Here is a 14,349-nt window from a genome sequence, read left to right on the forward strand (position 1 = left end):
TCGGCAGGGGCTTTACACAAAACCCAACCCCTGTAGTGCCGAGCCATGCTCGGCAGGGGCTTTACACAAAACCCAACCCCTGTAGTGCCGAGCCATGCTCGGCAAGAGGCTTCCCCGCTAGCAACCCTGCCGAGCATGGCTCGGCACTACATCCAATCAGCGCAGCAAAGCGCTGACGGCGCTGCCGAACTGCTGTCGTGCCTGCATGGATGCGGGATCGTGATTCAGCTGGCGCACCGCGTACGCCAGCCGCGACGCTCCCACAAAACCGCAACTGGCCTGCAGCTTGTGCAGCTGTGCGTGCAGGGTTTTATCGTCGTGTTCTTCCAGTGCATGACTGACCGCATCACGCGTGCCCGGCAGCTCGGAGAGGAACAGCTCGCGCAATGCACGCACGTGCGCCTGTTGCCCGTTCAATGCGCTCATCGCGGCCGATTCGTCCCAGTCCGGTGCGGCATCGGCAATGACCCCGTCGGCTTTTGCAGGTGCCTTGGCCAGCGCACGGCGCACGCATTTGAGCAGCGCATCGCGACTGATGGGCTTGACCAGGGTCTCCTGGAATCCGGCCTGCTGCAATGTGTGCTGCAACTCCAGGCTGGTGTCGGCGGTGTGTGCCAGTGCCACGGTGCGCGGGTGCTGCTCATGCAGGCTGCGCAACAGGCTGGCGCCGTTGCCGTCGGGCAGGTTCACGTCGATCAGCCACAGATCGTAGTTTCCGTTCTGTGCAAGGCGCAGCGCGCTGGCGCAGGATTCTGCGATATCAACCTTGGCCGGTAGCGATTCCAGCACGAACTGGAAGAAGCCTTGGCTGGTCATGTCATCCTCGACCAGCAACAGGCGCGGCGGGTTTCCTTGGTGATGCGTATTCATCTGCTGCCTCCATGTCAGCTGTCACCCGCATATTAGCGGGGGCGTGGCGATCTGCAAGCCATCGGGGTGTTCCAGTGGCGCATCTGCGACAATGGCCGCCCTTTTGCCCGCAGCCTGTTGCCACGTGGCCCGATCCAGATCCCCCCGCATAGACAAAACCCCGTTCCAGACCGACATCCTCGACCTCAGCCACGATGGCCGTGGCGTTGCCCGCCGGGAAGGCGAGGGTGGCAAGGTCACCTTCATCAGCGGTGCCTTGCCGGGTGAAACGGTGATGGCTGAACAGACCGCCAAAAGCCGGCATTTCGACGAAGCCAAGACGGTAGAAGTACTGAAGGCCTCGCCGGATCGCGTGCAGCCGCGTTGCCCGCATTTCGGCGTCTGCGCCGGCTGCGTGCTGCAGCATCTGGAAGAGTCGCAGCAGATCGTGGCCAAGCAGCAGGTGCTGACCGACAACCTGACCCGCATCGGCCATGTCAGCCCGGGCACGGTGTTGCCGGCGCTGGTGGGTGACAGCTGGGGCTATCGCCGCAAGGGCCGCTTCTCGGTGCGTCGCGTCGAGAAGAAGGACAAGACGCTGGTGGGTTTCCGCGAATTGGATCCGCGCTTCGTCGCCGACCTGTCGCAGTGTTTTACGGTGATCCCGGAGATCGGCAGCAAGGTCGGCGCGCTGTCCGCGTTCATCGAAACCCTGGACGGCAAGCGTGATATCCCGCAGATCGAGTTCATCGCCGGTGATGCCGCCATCGCCCTGACCGTGCGCCACCTGCAGCCGCTGAGCGATGCCGACAAGCAGGCCTGGATCGCATTCGGCCAGGAGCATGGCTTTGCGATCTACCTGCAGTCCGGTGGCCTGCACACGGTGGCGCCGCTGTGGCCGGCCGAAGGCGTGGCTTTGTCGTTCGCCTTGCCGCAGTGGGATGTGGAGCTGGCGTTCCGTCCGCTGGATTTCATCCAGGTCAATGCCAAGCTCAACGAGAAGATGATCGCGCATGCGCTGACCCTGCTGGACGGCCAGGCCGACGAGCGCGTGCTCGACCTGTTCTGCGGGCTGGGCAACTTCACCTTGCCGCTGGCGCGTACCGTGCGCGAAGTGGTGGGCGTGGAAGGCGATGACGGCCTGGTCGCGCGCGCCCGTGAGAACGCGCAGCGCAACGGGCTGGCCAACGCCGAGTTCCATGCCGCCGACCTGACCCAGGACCAGAGCAATGCGCCGTGGATGAAGCAGGGCTTTGACAAGCTGCTGCTAGACCCGCCGCGTTCGGGCGCGATCGATGTGCTGAAGCAGTTGCCGCTGAAACAGTTCAAGCGCATCGTCTATGTCAGCTGCCACCCGGGCTCGCTGGCCCGCGATGCCGGCTACCTGGTCAACGAGCAGGGCTTCACCCTGGTGTCGGCCGGTGCGATGGATATGTTCCCGCATACCGCGCACGTGGAAAGCATTGCCGTCTTCGAGAAGAAGTAAGCGATGGGCATCGAGATCGAACGCAAGTTCCTGGTGACCGGCGATGGCTGGCGTGCGGCTGCGCACGCCGTCGTCCCGATGGCGCAGGGCTACATCAATGACATCGCGGCGATGGACAGCGGCGCGCAGAAGGCCTCGGTGCGGGTGCGCATCCAGGGCGAGGCGGCCTACCTGAACATCAAGTCGCGCGAGCTGGGCCACACCCGCCAGGAGTTTGAGTACCCGGTGCCGGTGAACGAGGCGCGCGAGCTGCTGGCGTTGTGCGTCGGTGGCCTGATCGACAAGCGCCGCCACCTGGTGCAGCACGGCGGCCTGCTGTGGGAAGTGGATGAGTTCCTCGGTGACAACGCCGGGCTGGTGGTGGCCGAAGTGGAACTGGCGAGCGCCGACCAGGTGTTCGACATGCCGGACTGGGCGGGCGCCGAAGTCACCGACGAGCTGCGGTATTACAACCTGGCCTTGGCATCGAAGCCGTACAACCAGTGGTGAAGTGCCCGTAGTGCCGAGCCATGCTCGGCAGGGGCTTAACAAGCAAACCCTGTAGTGCCGAGCCATGCTCGGCAGAGGCTTAACAAGCAAACCCTGTAGTGCCGAGCCATGCTCGGCAGAGGCATTACCGGCAAGGCTTCAGCCGAGCATGGCTCGGCACTACAGTTGGGATTATTGGTAAAGCCCTTGCCGAGCATGGCTCGGCACTACAGTTGGCATTATTGGTAAGGCCACTGCCGAGCATGGCTCGGCACTACATTCGAATCTAGGAACCCTCATGCGCATCGATATCTGGTCCGACGTGGTCTGCCCCTGGTGCTGGATCGGCAAGCATCGCTTCCAGCGTGGACTGGAACTGCTGGGTGAGGACGCACCGGAGGTCGACGTGCATTGGCACCCGTTCCTGCTCGATCCCACCGCCGATACCACCCCGGTGCCGCTGCGCGAGGCCTATGCGGCCAAGTTTGGTGGCATCGAGCGCACCAACCAGATGCTGGCGCAGACCCAGGGCGCCGCCCAGGCCGAAGGTCTGCCGATGGATTTCGACAAGGGCCAAGTCAAGGTCAGCACGCTGCCGGCGCATCGGCTGCTGTGGCTGGCCGGGCAGAGCGGGGTGCAGGAACAGGTCGGTGAGGCACTGTTCCGCGCGCACTTCGCCGAAGGCCGCAACCTGGCCGATCCGCAGGTATTGGTGGCCGCGGCCGCCGTCGGTGGCATTCCCGCCGAGCGGGTGCAGGCCATGCTGGCCTCCGACGAGGGCCTGGCCCAGGTCCAGGCCGGGCTCGGCCAGGCGCAGGCGCTGGGCATCCAGTCGGTGCCGACCTTCGTGATCAACGGCAAATACGCCGTGCAGGGCGGCCAACCCCCGGAAGTGTTTGCCCAGGTGCTGCGCAAGATCGCCGCCGAGCAGGCGCCGGCCGTCGCCAGCGGCGATGAACAGGCCTGCGGCCCGGACGGCTGCAGCATCTGAACGCAGGCTCTGACGCGACCGGCGCCATCTGCGACAATGCGCAGCTACGCCGCAGCCTGCGGCGGATTGGAGTCCTTGCATGCTTTTGATCGGCGTTGCCGGCACTGAATTGACCGCCCAGGAGCGCGACTGGCTGCAGAACGACGCCGTGGCCGGGGTGGTGCTGTTCAAGCGCAACTTCGCCTCGCGCGCGCAGGTGGTGGAGCTGAGCGCGGCCATCCGTGCCGCTACCGCCCGCCCGCTGTTGCTGGCGGTGGACCAGGAAGGCGGCCGCGTGCAGCGCTTCCGCGAGGGCTATGCCGAACTGCCGCCGCTCGATGGCCTGGGCAAGCGTTATGCGACCGACCCCGAGGGCGCGTTGGCGCTGGCCGAGCAGCACGCCTGGCTGATGGCCAGCGAGATCCGCGCCAGCGGCCTGGACCTGAGCTTCGCGCCGGTGGTGGATGTGGGCCACGGCAACCTGGCCATCGGCAACCGCGCCTTTGGCGAAGACCCGCAGGTAGTGGCGGCGCTGACCGCTGCCTATGTGCGCGGCATGCATTCGGTGGGCATGGCTGCCACCCTCAAGCATTTCCCCGGCCATGGCACGGTGCGCGAGGATACCCACGTCGATACCGCCGTGGACCCGCGCCCGCTGGCGGAAATCCAGGCCCATGACCTGATACCGTTCCAGGCCGGCATTGCCGCCGGCGCCGATGCGGTGATGATGGCGCACGTCATCTACCCGCAGGTGGCACCGGAACCGGCCGGCTATTCGCCGCGCTGGATCAACCAGATCCTGCGCGAGCAGATGGGCTTCCGTGGCGTGGTGTTCTCCGACGATATCGGCATGGCGGCCTCGTTCGCCGCCGGTGGGGTCAAGGGCCGCGTCGATGCGCACCTGGATGCCGGCTGCGACGTGGTGCTGGTCTGCCACCCGGAGCTGGTCGAGGAATCCCTGCAGGCGGTGGCCAGCCGCCGCCTGAACACCGCCGCCGTGCTGAGCCTGATCGGGCGCGGGGCGATGGGCTGGGGCGGCCTGCTGGCCGATGCCCGCCACACTGATACCTGTAATCATCTGTTTGAAAACCTTGGAAGAACCGCCTGATGTCCAGCAAACTCACTCTTGAACAAGCCGTGGCCCAGGCCGACCTGCTGGTCGACCGCCCCACCATCGACACCGCCATCGCCGGCATCGCCGACGCCATCGCGCGCGACTACAAGGGCGAAGTGCCGGTGTTCATTTCGATCATGAACGGTGCGCTGCCGTTCGCCGGCCAGCTGGCGCTGGAACTGGGCGCGCGCGGCCAGGACGCGCAGTTCGACTACATGCAGGCTTCGCGCTACCACGGTGAGAGCGGCGGCGAGCTGGTGTGGAAGCACCGCCCGGTGTCGGCGCTGTTCGGCCGCCGGGTGATCCTGGTCGACGACATCCTCGACGAGGGCTTCACCCTGCAGGGCGTGCGCGAATGGTGCCTGGAGCAGGGCGCGACCGATGTGCGCATCGCCGTGCTGACGGTGAAGAAGCACGACCGCTGCCTGCCGGGCGTCAAGGCCGACTATTCCGGCATCGAGCTGCCGGATCGTTTCGTGTTCGGCTTCGGCATGGACGTCAGCGAATCGCTGCGCTCGCTGCCGGCCATCTACGCAATGAAGCAGTAATAGCGGTGGCCGATGCTTGTCATCGGCTTTCGCGCTGATCGCGGCTGGGCCACGCCAAGGGCGTGGCCCGCGCGTGCCCAACGAGAACATCAGGAATGAGCATGGAACCTATCGCCCTGGCCGTTATTGGCGGTACCGGCGTGTACAAGCTGGCCGCGCTGGACGACGTCCAGACCCATGAAGTGGAAACCGTCTACGGCTCTCCCTCGGGCCCGGTCCGGGTTGGCCTGCTGAACGGCCAGCGCGTGGCATTTCTGGCCCGGCATGGCGAAGGCCATTCGATCCCCCCGCACAAGATCAACTATCGCGCCAATCTGGCTGCCCTCAAGCAGTTGGGGGCCAGTCGAGTGCTGGCGCTGAACACGGTCGGCGGTATCGGTGACGAGTTCGGTCCGCGCGTGCTGGCCTGCCCGGACCAGTTGATCGACTACACCTGGGGTCGGATTTCCACGCTCAGCGAGGAGGAAGGCAGCGAGGTGCTGCATGTCGATTTTGGCCATCCCTACACCCCGGCGTTCCGTGCCCAGGTATTGGCGGCGGCCGCGGCCAAGGGCGTGACCATCAAGGACGGTGGCTGCTATGGCGCGACCCAGGGGCCTCGCCTGGAAACCAATGCTGAAATTGCCCGGATGCGCCGTGATGGCTGCGATCTGGTCGGCATGACCGGCATGCCGGAGGCTGGGCTGGCGCGCGAGTTGGGGCTGGACTACGCCTGCCTGGCCATCGTCGCCAATTGGGCCGCCGGCTGTGGCGATGCGGGGGAGATCACCATGGCCGAAGTGCTGGCCAATGTGGACGCAGCTTCGTCTGGTTTGCCGACTTTGGTGGGTGAATTGGCCCGGGGGTGATTGTCATCCCGGCTTAAGCTTTGCATACTCCGCCAGTGCGCTTCATTCAGCGTGCATCAATCCATTCATCGAACAAGGTCTCGCATCACCATGCCGAACGGTACCGTCAAGTGGTTCAACGACGCCAAGGGATTTGGCTTCATCTCACCGGAGGACGGCAGCGCCGATGTCTTCGCGCACTTCTCTGCGATCAATTCCAAGGGCTTCCGCAGCCTGCAGGAAGGCCAGCGCGTCAGCTATGACGTGACCCAGGGCCCGAAGGGTGCCCAGGCTTCGAACATTACGCCGGCTGAGTGATCCACCCGGCTGTGCGGAAAAACCCCGCTTCGGCGGGGTTTTTTTTTAGCAAAGGCAGCCACCCAGGGAGGGACTGCAATGAACAGGACACTGGATATCGCCATTGTCGGCTATGGCACGGCCGGCCAGGCCCTGGCCGTACTGTTGTCGCGCGATGGGCACCGGGTGCAGGTGTTCGAGCAGGCGGCGACACCGGGACCGGTAGGCGCCGGCTTCCTGCTGCAACCCAGCGGCCTGCAGGCGCTGTGGCAGATGCAGTTGATGCCGCAGGTGCTGGAACATGGCGCGGTGGTCCGCCGCCTGTACGGTGAAACCCCGTGTGGCCGGGCGGTGATGGACATGACCTATGCCGGTCTGGACGCGCGTCTGTGTGGCGTTGGGATGCAGCGCGGGGCGCTGTTCTCGTTGCTGGATGCGGCCTGGGATGCGGGCCCCGCACTGCACGTGGACAGCCGTATCAGCGCCATCGATGAATCCCTGCAGCGCGTGCAGGACCAGCATGGGCGTTGGCACGGCCCGTTCGACCTGGTGATCGCCACCGATGGCTCGGGCTCCGGGCTGCGCGCGCAGGTGCAGGGCACCAGGCTCGACCGGATATACCCGTGGGGCGCGCTATGGTGCCTGCTGCCGCGCGGCGACTGGCAGCACGGCGATGAGCTGCGCCAGCGCTATGTGGCGGCGCGCAAGATGATAGGCCTGCTGCCGGTGGGCACCCGCCCCGGTGACAGCGAACAACGGCTGAGTTTCTTCTGGAGTCTGCCGCGCGATGGTTTCCAGGCCTGGGAACGCGATGGGCTGGAGCCGTGGCTGGATGAGATCGCCACGTTATGGCCGGAAGCGCGCGCGCGTCTGGCCGGGGTCAGTGTGCAGGCACAGCTGGCGCGCGCGAGCTACCGCGATGCGGTGATGGACCGCTGGTACCGCGGACGCCTGGTATTGGCCGGGGATGCCGCGCATTCGATGAGCCCGCAGCTGGGGCAGGGCGTCAACATGGCGCTGATGGATGCCATGGCGCTGCGCGATGCGCTGCGCGCGGAGCAGGATATCGAGGCGGCGTTGGCGCGTTACCAGCATGCACGCAAGGCGCATGTCTGGCTGTACCAGTTCTGGAGCCGCTGGCTGACCCCGATCTTCCAATCCGACCACGATTGGATCGCCACGGGTCGCGACCTGCTGTTCAAGCCGATGGGGCGCATGCCCGGCGGCCGTGGCCACATGCTGCGGGTGCTGAGCGGCACCCAGCACGGGCTGTTCGGCAAACTGGCGCTGCAGGACGAGTTCATCGCGGCAATGGCCGAAGTCGCAGAAAAGCACTGAACAACGCGCGGGCGGTGGGTGCTTGCGGCAGAATCAAGGGTGGTCCCATACGAGTCGCCGCCATGCTGCCGCAGCCGCCACCGTTTGAAACCCACGTGGTCGACAATCAGCCGCCACCGTTCGCCGAGCGCGATCTGTGGCAGGACGACCTGGCCCTGCAGCAGTGCGTGCAACGCGAAGGCGCGGACGCCTTTGCCGCGGCATTGCAGCATTACGGCGTGCTGGCCGGTGGCGAGCTGTACCGGATCGGCTTCGATGCCAATCGGCAGCGGCCGTTGTTGCGCACCCACGATGCGCAGGGCAACCGGATCGATACCGTCGATTTCCATCCGGCCTACCACCGCCTGATGGCCTCGGCGAAGACCCGTGGCGTGGCCGGCCTGTCCTGGCGCTCGCCCCAGCCCGGCGCGCATGTGGCACGTGCGGCCTTGAGCTATCTGCACAGCCAGGCCGAAGCGGGGACCAGTTGTCCGCTGACCATGACCCACGCGGCGGTGCCGGTGCTGCGGCAGGAACCAGCGTTGGCGGAATGGGCTGACAAGGCGGCGGCCCCATTCTATGACGCGCGGGACCTGCCCATTGGTGACAAGCCGGGCATCACCGTCGGCATGGGCATGACCGAGAAGCAGGGCGGCTCCGATGTGCGCAGCAACAGCACGCTGGCAACGCCGCTGGCGGGCGAGGGCGAATACAGCCTGGTCGGGCACAAGTGGTTCTTCTCCGCGCCGATGTCCGATGGCTGGCTGGTGCTGGCGCAGGCACCGGGTGGCTTGAGCTGCTTCCTGATGCCGCGTCGGCTGGCCTGCGGGCGTCGCAACAACTTCCATCTGATGCGCCTGAAGGACAAGCTCGGCGACTGGGCCAATGCCTCCAGCGAGGTGGAGTTCTGCGGTGCCTGGGCACGTCGCGTCGGCGAGGAGGGACGTGGCGTGGCCACCATCATCGAGATGGTGATGCTGACCCGCCTGGATTGCATGCTCGGCTCGGCCGCTCAGATGCGCATGGCCTTGGCGCAGGCGCTGCATCATGCACGGCACCGGTACAGCTTCGGGAAGCGCCTGGTCGAGCATCCGTTGATGGCCAACGTACTGAGTGACCTGGCAATCGAGTCGGAAGCGGCGACCACCCTGGCGATGCGGGTGGCGCATGCCGTGGATCGCGCGCCGCAGGATGCACATGAGGCAGCGTTCGCACGCATTGCCACGGCCATCGGCAAGTTCTGGATATGCAAGCGCGCACCGGGCTTCGTCAATGAAGCGCAGGAGTGCCTGGGCGGTGCCGGCTATGTGGAAGAATCGATGCTGCCGCGGCTATATCGGCAGGCGCCACTGAACTCGATCTGGGAAGGCAGCGGCAACGTGCAATGCCTGGACGTGCTGCGCGCGCTGCAGCGTGAGCCGGAAACCCGCGTGGCCATGCAGGCCGAGTTGCAGCAGGTTGCCGGTCGCAGTGACGTCTACGATCAGTCGCTGCAGGCGCTGTTGGGACGGCTGCAAGGGGCTGAGTTGCTACAGGCCGATGCGCGCACGCTGGTGGTGGATATCGCGGTGTTGTTGCAGGCGGCGATGTTGCTGCGTGCGGGCAGCCCCTTGGCGCAGGCCTTCGTGTGTTCGCGGCTGCGCCGGTCACAGGCGGTGTATGGGCAGCTGCAGGCGGATACACCGTTCGCGGACATATTGGCCCGCGCCTTGCCGATGGCAGCGGCTGCAGGAGCGGCGTAAGCCGCGAAGCCAGTAGCCATTGCAGCCGCTACTCAGCTGGCAACTGCAGAATGCCGGCTTGCAGACGTCGCCTTGTGGGAGCGGCGTGAGCCGCGAAGCCGACAGCAATTGAAGCCGCGAGCAAGCCCGCAAACGCAGAATCAAGGCCGCCGCGTACGGCAGCCATCTACGCCGCTCACGGCTTTCCTGCAACGCGCGCCGCCGCAGCCCTGGTCAGTTGCGGTAGCCCGGGTAAGCGCAGCGCACCCGGGGCTGTTGGCGGACAGCCTGGAAGATCCATGGACCGTTCCCCGGGTGCGCTGCGCTTGCCCGGGCTACAGTTCCGGTGACATGGCCGGTGCGATCCACCGCCACCGTTTGCGTGCATCCTTCAGGGCGGCTTGCCGCAGCCCTGGTCAGCCGGCGCCATCCAGTGCCGGGTCGAAGCGCAGTACCTGGTTGCGGCCGCTGCGCTTGGCCCGGTACAGCGCGGCATCGGCCTTGCGCAGCAAGGTAAGACCGGCCACGCCATCGACGGGGTAAGTCGCCACGCCCAGCGAGATGGTGATCGCTGGCAGTGTCTTGCCGGAGAACGGGACGCTCATCTGCGACAGTGCCAGGCGCAGTTCCTCGGCCTGGCGCAGCGCATTGCTGCTGTCCGACTCGGGCAGGATCACGGTGAATTCCTCGCCGCCATAGCGGCAGGCGATGTCTTCGCCGCGCAGGCGTGAGCCCAGCAGTTGGCCGATGGCAGCCAGCAAGGCATCACCGCCGCCATGGCCGTGGGTGTCGTTGAACTGCTTGAAGTGATCCACGTCCAGCATGATCACCGACAACGGAAAGTCGCGGCGACCGCAGCGGGCGATTTCGCGGGTCAGCGATTCTTCCAGGTAGCGGCGGTTATACAGCCCGGTGAGCGGGTCACGGATGGATTGCAGGCGCAGGGATTCGCGCAGGCGCAGGTTGCTCAGCGCCAGTGACAGCTGCTCAACCGCGGATTCGGCGATGTTCAGGCGCGGCAGTGGCCCGGGACCTGGGCCGGACAGAAACAGGAAACCGATCTGCACGCCTTGTGCCGACATCGGGATGCAGGCGCTGGCCACGCAGTGACCCGGTTCCGGTCGGCTGATATGTGGGCAGCCGGCGTCGCGCAGCAGGTCATCGATCACGTGCGGCTGTCCACGTCGCAGCGCCCAACAGTCGCTGGGTGACAGGAATGCGGCGGTTTCCACCAAGGGGCTGCCCCAACTGACAATGTTCTCGACGCGGTCATTGGAGGCGCGCAGCAGATAGACCGAGCCGGCGACGTTCGGCATCAATGCCTGCAGCGTGCGGGCGCTGATATCCAGTGCTTCCTCGGGGTTGGCGCAACTCTGCAACAGGCCTGTGTAACGGCCCAGGGTCTGCAGGTCGGCACTGGAACGCTCGATCTGTTGCAGGTTGTCCGCCAGCTGCTGGCTGGCATGGGCCGCGCGTTTTTCCGCGCGGGTACGGCGGCGCAACTCGGAAAGCAGAATGCCGTAGACCGAGGCGACCACGGCCAGGCCGAACGGTATGCCGGCAAAGGCCAGCCCCAGCAGCAGGTCGGCGCTGCGGCGGGAACTGGCGGCGCGTTCGACCAGACGCTGGTGTTCCTCCTCGACCATGGTCCGCACCTGTTCGCGGATGGCGCTGGTGGTGCGGAAGGCGGTCTGGTTGATGGCTGCCCGCGCTGCCTCCAGGCCGTTGCTGTCGTAGATGTCGACCACGTGCTGGATCTGCTGCAGCCGTTGGTTGACCAGCTCATTGAGCTTGCGCGCGTTGCGCACCTGGTCGGGGTTGTCGGGGACCGCCTTGGACAGGCTGCTCAACAGCAGCGGCAGACGCTCCACGCTCACCTCGTAGTCGAGCAGGTAGGCCTGGCTACCGGTCAACAGGTAGCCGCGCTCGGCAGATTCGGCGTCAAGCACCATCGACTGGATTTCGTCGATGCTGCTGATGACTTCATGGGTGTGGGCGACCAGTTGAGCATCGGCGATGAAGCGACGTGCGCCGATGAAAACGCCTACGCCAATTGCGACGAATACCAGCGCGGAAAAAATCAGCGCGAGTTTACTGCTTGTGCGTTTCTGCATCGCGACCCTGACCGCCTGATCAAGGTGAGGCGCGCATACTGCCTGTCGCGCTGATCACCCGCCTGCCTGGATGGTTTGCATCCGGCCCCCGCTGGCACCACGCTTCCCGCGCGATTGCCACGCAGTCGTCCGTGCACGGACGGCTGCGTGGCGGAGTCTATCAATGCTTGGCTTCGTTCGCTTTTTCGCGTGCCTGTTTGGCGGCGTCATGGGCTTCATCGGCCACTTTCTGTGCAGCGTTGGCGGTAGCCGCACTGGCATCGGCAGCGGCATCCTTGGCTGCCACGGATGCGTCTTCGGCGGCCTTGCTGGTGGCGTCGGCAGCCTTGTCCAGCGCCTGCTGCGATTCGGCGGCGGCGGTGCGGGTAGCGGCAGCAGCCGAGTCGGCAGCATCGCGGGTAGCATCGGCGGCTGACTCTGCCGCGTTCCTGGCGGCATCACCTGCGTGTTCTGCCGCGGCGGCGGCGTCCTGCTTGGCCTGCTCGGCATTGCGGTCGTTGCAGCCTGCCAGTGCCAGGACCAGGCCTGCGGCCAGCATGGGGATAATTGGCTTCATTGCATTCTCCTGTGAGGGGACCAATGCAAACAGCGTATGGGCTGACGTATTCAGATCACGTCAAGACGCCACCGGTCCAAGCCCGGGGCAACCGGGCAGGTTGCAGGCGCGCCGGCGGAACGTTGGCCTTGCGCAGACGTGGCCGCAAGCATCTGCCATCGACTGACGGTGACCGATGCGGCGTGCGGGGGAAGTTTGCCGCGCGGTAGCGGGGCGGGATTGCAGCAGGCGAAGGCAGGTGCAGGCTGGCGACGCGTTCGGGCGCGTTGTCGTGCAGGATTCGCAGGCAAAGAAAAAGCCGCTGGCGAACCAGCGGCTTTTCCAGACTCACTTGGAAGCAGAAGTTATTACTTCTTGGCTTCTTCAGCAGCGTCCTTGGCCTGGCCGGCCACGTCTTCAGCAGCCTTGGCAGCGTCAGCAGCGGCGCCAGCAGCAGCGTCGGTGGTGGCAGCAGCAGCGGCGCCAGCAGCTTCGCCAGCGGCGTCAGCAGCGGTAGCGGCGGTGTCAGCAGCAGCCTGGGCAGCGTCGGCGGTAGCAGCGCCGGCGGTAGCAGCCTGGTCAGCAGCGACCTGTGCTTCCGAAGCAGCCTGGTTGGCGTCAGCGGCGGCGTCAGCAGCCTGCTCCTGCTTCGAGCAGGCGGTCAGGGCCAGACCCAGGGTCATTGCGATCAGCAGCTTGTTGATGCTCATTTGTGAATCCTCGTCGTGAAATTAGGCAACGCGCCATTGCGCGCCGGGAACATGATGACAAGCCCATTTCGGCTGTCAAGCGGTCCCGCATTCAGGTTTGAAAAAATCTGAGATTTCTCAATTAAATCAATTCAATGGCGATGGCGGTTGCTTCGCCGCCGCCGATGCAAAGGGATGCAACGCCACGCTTGAGGCCGCGCGTGCGCAATGCATTTACCAGCGTAACCACCAAGCGGGCACCCGAGGCACCGATGGGATGACCCAATGCACAGGCACCGCCATTGACGTTGATCTTGGCATGCGGAATACCGAGCTCGCGGATGGGGGCCATCGCGACCACGGCGAACGCTTCATTGATCTCGAACAGATCGACGTCGGCGACGCTCCAGCCTGCCTTTTCCAGCACCTTGCTGATCGCACCGATCGGAGCGGTGGTGAACCATTCCGGTTCCTGAGAGAAGGTGGCATGGGCAGCAATGCGGGCCAGCGGCTGCACGCCGCGGCTGGCGGCATCGTCGGCCGACAGCAGCACCACAGCGGCGGCACCGTCGGAAATGCTGGAGGAGCTGGCGGCGGTGACGCTGCCGTCTTTCTTGAAGGCCGGACGCAGGGTAGGGATCTTGCTGATGTCCGACTTGCCCGGCTGCTCGTCCTGGTTGAACTCCACCTCGCCCTTGCGGGTGGCAACCTTGACCGCGACGATTTCGTCAGCGAACGCGCCATTGGCCTGCGCGGCCTGGGCACGGGTCACCGACTCGATGGCGTAAGCGTCCTGCTCCTCGCGGGTGAAGCCGAACTTGGCCACGGTGGCCTCGGCAAACACGCCCATGGCCTGGCCATCGTAGGGATTGGTCAGGCCGTCCCATGCCATGTGGTCGACCGCCTGGAAGTTGCCATAGCGATTGCCGGTGCGCGAGTTGGGGAGCATGTGCGGGGCGTTGGACATGGACTCCATGCCGCCGGCAACGACGATGCTGGCCGAACCGGCCTTGATCAGGTCGTGGCCAAGCATGATGGCCTTCATGCCGGAACCGCAGACCTTGTTGAGGGTGGTGGCGCCGGCGCTGGTCGGCAGGCCGGCGGCGAGCGCGGCCTGGCGGGCCGGTGCCTGGCCCAGGTTGGCGGGCAGCACGCAGCCCATGATGACTTCGGATACGTCGCTGGCAGCAATGCCGGACTGCTGCATGGCCGCGCTGATCGCGGCTGCACCGAGGGTCGGGGTGGGAACGCCGTTGAACTGGCCAAGGAAGGAGCCAATGGCGGTACGCTTGGCGGCGGCGATGACGATGTCAGACATGAGCAATCTCGGTTATACCTTGCGGCAATTATCGAACGTCTGCGGGGCCGGGCACATTGGACCAACGGCACATCCCCACGGACAATGGATTGTCGT

14 protein-coding genes are annotated in these 14,349 nt (G+C 65.6%); 9 read left to right on the top strand and 5 right to left on the bottom strand.

The annotated features are described in order from the left end of the window. Positions 1–156: 156 nt before the first annotated feature. Positions 157–870 carry a response regulator gene (locus RT131_RS04465; RefSeq protein ID WP_313170629.1) on the bottom strand — a complete coding sequence of 238 codons (714 nt, stop codon included), beginning with the start codon at positions 868–870 and terminating at the stop codon, positions 157–159. A gap of 124 nt (positions 871–994) precedes the next feature. Between RT131_RS04465 and rlmD the strand changes: the two genes are divergently transcribed. From rlmD to RT131_RS04510, 9 genes are all read left to right on the top strand, one after another. Continuing rightward, positions 995–2,335 carry a 23S rRNA (uracil(1939)-C(5))-methyltransferase RlmD gene (gene rlmD / locus RT131_RS04470; RefSeq protein WP_313170631.1) on the top strand — a complete coding sequence of 447 codons (1,341 nt, stop codon included), beginning with the start codon at positions 995–997 and terminating at the stop codon, positions 2,333–2,335. Positions 2,336–2,338: 3 nt separating this feature from the next. Then, positions 2,339–2,824: a CYTH domain-containing protein gene (locus RT131_RS04475; protein ID WP_313170633.1), complete on the top strand. Its 486-nt coding sequence runs from the start codon at positions 2,339–2,341 to the stop codon at positions 2,822–2,824. Between the two features lie 277 nt (positions 2,825–3,101). Next, a complete protein-coding gene (locus RT131_RS04480) occupies positions 3,102–3,794 on the top strand; it encodes a DsbA family oxidoreductase (RefSeq protein WP_313170634.1) in 693 nt (230 codons plus the stop codon). Between the two features lie 79 nt (positions 3,795–3,873). Beyond that, positions 3,874–4,881, top strand: coding sequence for a beta-N-acetylhexosaminidase (nagZ, locus tag RT131_RS04485; RefSeq protein WP_312913659.1), 1,008 nt, complete (start codon positions 3,874–3,876; stop codon positions 4,879–4,881). Beyond that, positions 4,881–5,435, top strand: a complete 555-nt coding sequence (locus RT131_RS04490) for a hypoxanthine-guanine phosphoribosyltransferase (protein WP_312368868.1) — start codon at positions 4,881–4,883, stop codon at positions 5,433–5,435. The genes nagZ and RT131_RS04490 overlap by 1 nt, the downstream gene beginning before the upstream one ends. Before the next feature lie 95 nt (positions 5,436–5,530). Next, on the top strand, positions 5,531–6,283 hold the full coding sequence (locus tag RT131_RS04495; RefSeq protein WP_313170636.1) for an S-methyl-5'-thioinosine phosphorylase: 753 nt from the start codon (positions 5,531–5,533) through the stop codon (positions 6,281–6,283). 90 nt (positions 6,284–6,373) lie between these two features. Next, positions 6,374–6,580: a cold-shock protein gene (locus RT131_RS04500; protein ID WP_057506519.1), complete on the top strand. Its 207-nt coding sequence runs from the start codon at positions 6,374–6,376 to the stop codon at positions 6,578–6,580. A 78-nt stretch (positions 6,581–6,658) separates the two neighbouring features. Beyond that, on the top strand, positions 6,659–7,897 hold the full coding sequence (locus tag RT131_RS04505; RefSeq protein WP_313170637.1) for an NAD(P)/FAD-dependent oxidoreductase: 1,239 nt from the start codon (positions 6,659–6,661) through the stop codon (positions 7,895–7,897). Positions 7,898–7,959: 62 nt separating this feature from the next. Further along, complete coding sequence (locus RT131_RS04510; RefSeq protein WP_313170639.1) at positions 7,960–9,618, top strand: acyl-CoA dehydrogenase family protein; 1,659 nt, start codon at positions 7,960–7,962, stop codon at positions 9,616–9,618. Between the two features lie 395 nt (positions 9,619–10,013). Here RT131_RS04510 and RT131_RS04515 read toward each other — a convergent pair whose 3' ends face one another. From RT131_RS04515 to RT131_RS04530, 4 genes are all read right to left on the bottom strand, one after another. Beyond that, complete coding sequence (locus tag RT131_RS04515) at positions 10,014–11,711, bottom strand: diguanylate cyclase (protein WP_313170640.1); 1,698 nt, start codon at positions 11,709–11,711, stop codon at positions 10,014–10,016. Between the two features lie 160 nt (positions 11,712–11,871). Beyond that, positions 11,872–12,267: a hypothetical protein gene (locus RT131_RS04520; RefSeq protein WP_313170642.1), complete on the bottom strand. Its 396-nt coding sequence runs from the start codon at positions 12,265–12,267 to the stop codon at positions 11,872–11,874. A gap of 347 nt (positions 12,268–12,614) precedes the next feature. Further along, positions 12,615–12,956, bottom strand: a complete 342-nt coding sequence (locus tag RT131_RS04525) for a hypothetical protein (RefSeq protein ID WP_057626557.1) — start codon at positions 12,954–12,956, stop codon at positions 12,615–12,617. Positions 12,957–13,077: 121 nt separating this feature from the next. Next, positions 13,078–14,253, bottom strand: a complete 1,176-nt coding sequence (locus RT131_RS04530; protein WP_313170644.1) for an acetyl-CoA C-acyltransferase — start codon at positions 14,251–14,253, stop codon at positions 13,078–13,080. Between the last annotated feature and the right edge of the window lie 96 nt (positions 14,254–14,349).

The organism is Stenotrophomonas sp. (assembly GCF_032066555.1).
Classification (GTDB): domain Bacteria; phylum Pseudomonadota; class Gammaproteobacteria; order Xanthomonadales; family Xanthomonadaceae; genus Stenotrophomonas.

Excerpts from the sequence above, each read along its gene's own strand:
- RT131_RS04525 (WP_057626557.1), bottom strand. The coding sequence starts at position 12,956 with ATGAGCATCAACAAGCTGCTGATCGCAATGACCCTGGGTCTGGCCCTG.
- RT131_RS04475 (WP_313170633.1), top strand. The coding sequence starts at position 2,339 with ATGGGCATCGAGATCGAACGCAAGTTCCTGGTGACCGGCGATGGCTGG.
- RT131_RS04495 (WP_313170636.1), top strand. The coding sequence starts at position 5,531 with ATGAGCATGGAACCTATCGCCCTGGCCGTTATTGGCGGTACCGGCGTG.
- RT131_RS04515 (WP_313170640.1), bottom strand. The coding sequence starts at position 11,711 with ATGCAGAAACGCACAAGCAGTAAACTCGCGCTGATTTTTTCCGCGCTG.
- nagZ (WP_312913659.1), top strand. The coding sequence starts at position 3,874 with ATGCTTTTGATCGGCGTTGCCGGCACTGAATTGACCGCCCAGGAGCGC.
- RT131_RS04505 (WP_313170637.1), top strand. The coding sequence starts at position 6,659 with ATGAACAGGACACTGGATATCGCCATTGTCGGCTATGGCACGGCCGGC.
- RT131_RS04480 (WP_313170634.1), top strand. The coding sequence starts at position 3,102 with ATGCGCATCGATATCTGGTCCGACGTGGTCTGCCCCTGGTGCTGGATC.
- RT131_RS04490 (WP_312368868.1), top strand. The coding sequence starts at position 4,881 with ATGTCCAGCAAACTCACTCTTGAACAAGCCGTGGCCCAGGCCGACCTG.
- RT131_RS04520 (WP_313170642.1), bottom strand. The coding sequence starts at position 12,267 with ATGAAGCCAATTATCCCCATGCTGGCCGCAGGCCTGGTCCTGGCACTG.
- RT131_RS04530 (WP_313170644.1), bottom strand. The coding sequence starts at position 14,253 with ATGTCTGACATCGTCATCGCCGCCGCCAAGCGTACCGCCATTGGCTCC.
- RT131_RS04500 (WP_057506519.1), top strand. The coding sequence starts at position 6,374 with ATGCCGAACGGTACCGTCAAGTGGTTCAACGACGCCAAGGGATTTGGC.
- RT131_RS04465 (WP_313170629.1), bottom strand. The coding sequence starts at position 870 with ATGAATACGCATCACCAAGGAAACCCGCCGCGCCTGTTGCTGGTCGAG.
- RT131_RS04510 (WP_313170639.1), top strand. The coding sequence starts at position 7,960 with ATGCTGCCGCAGCCGCCACCGTTTGAAACCCACGTGGTCGACAATCAG.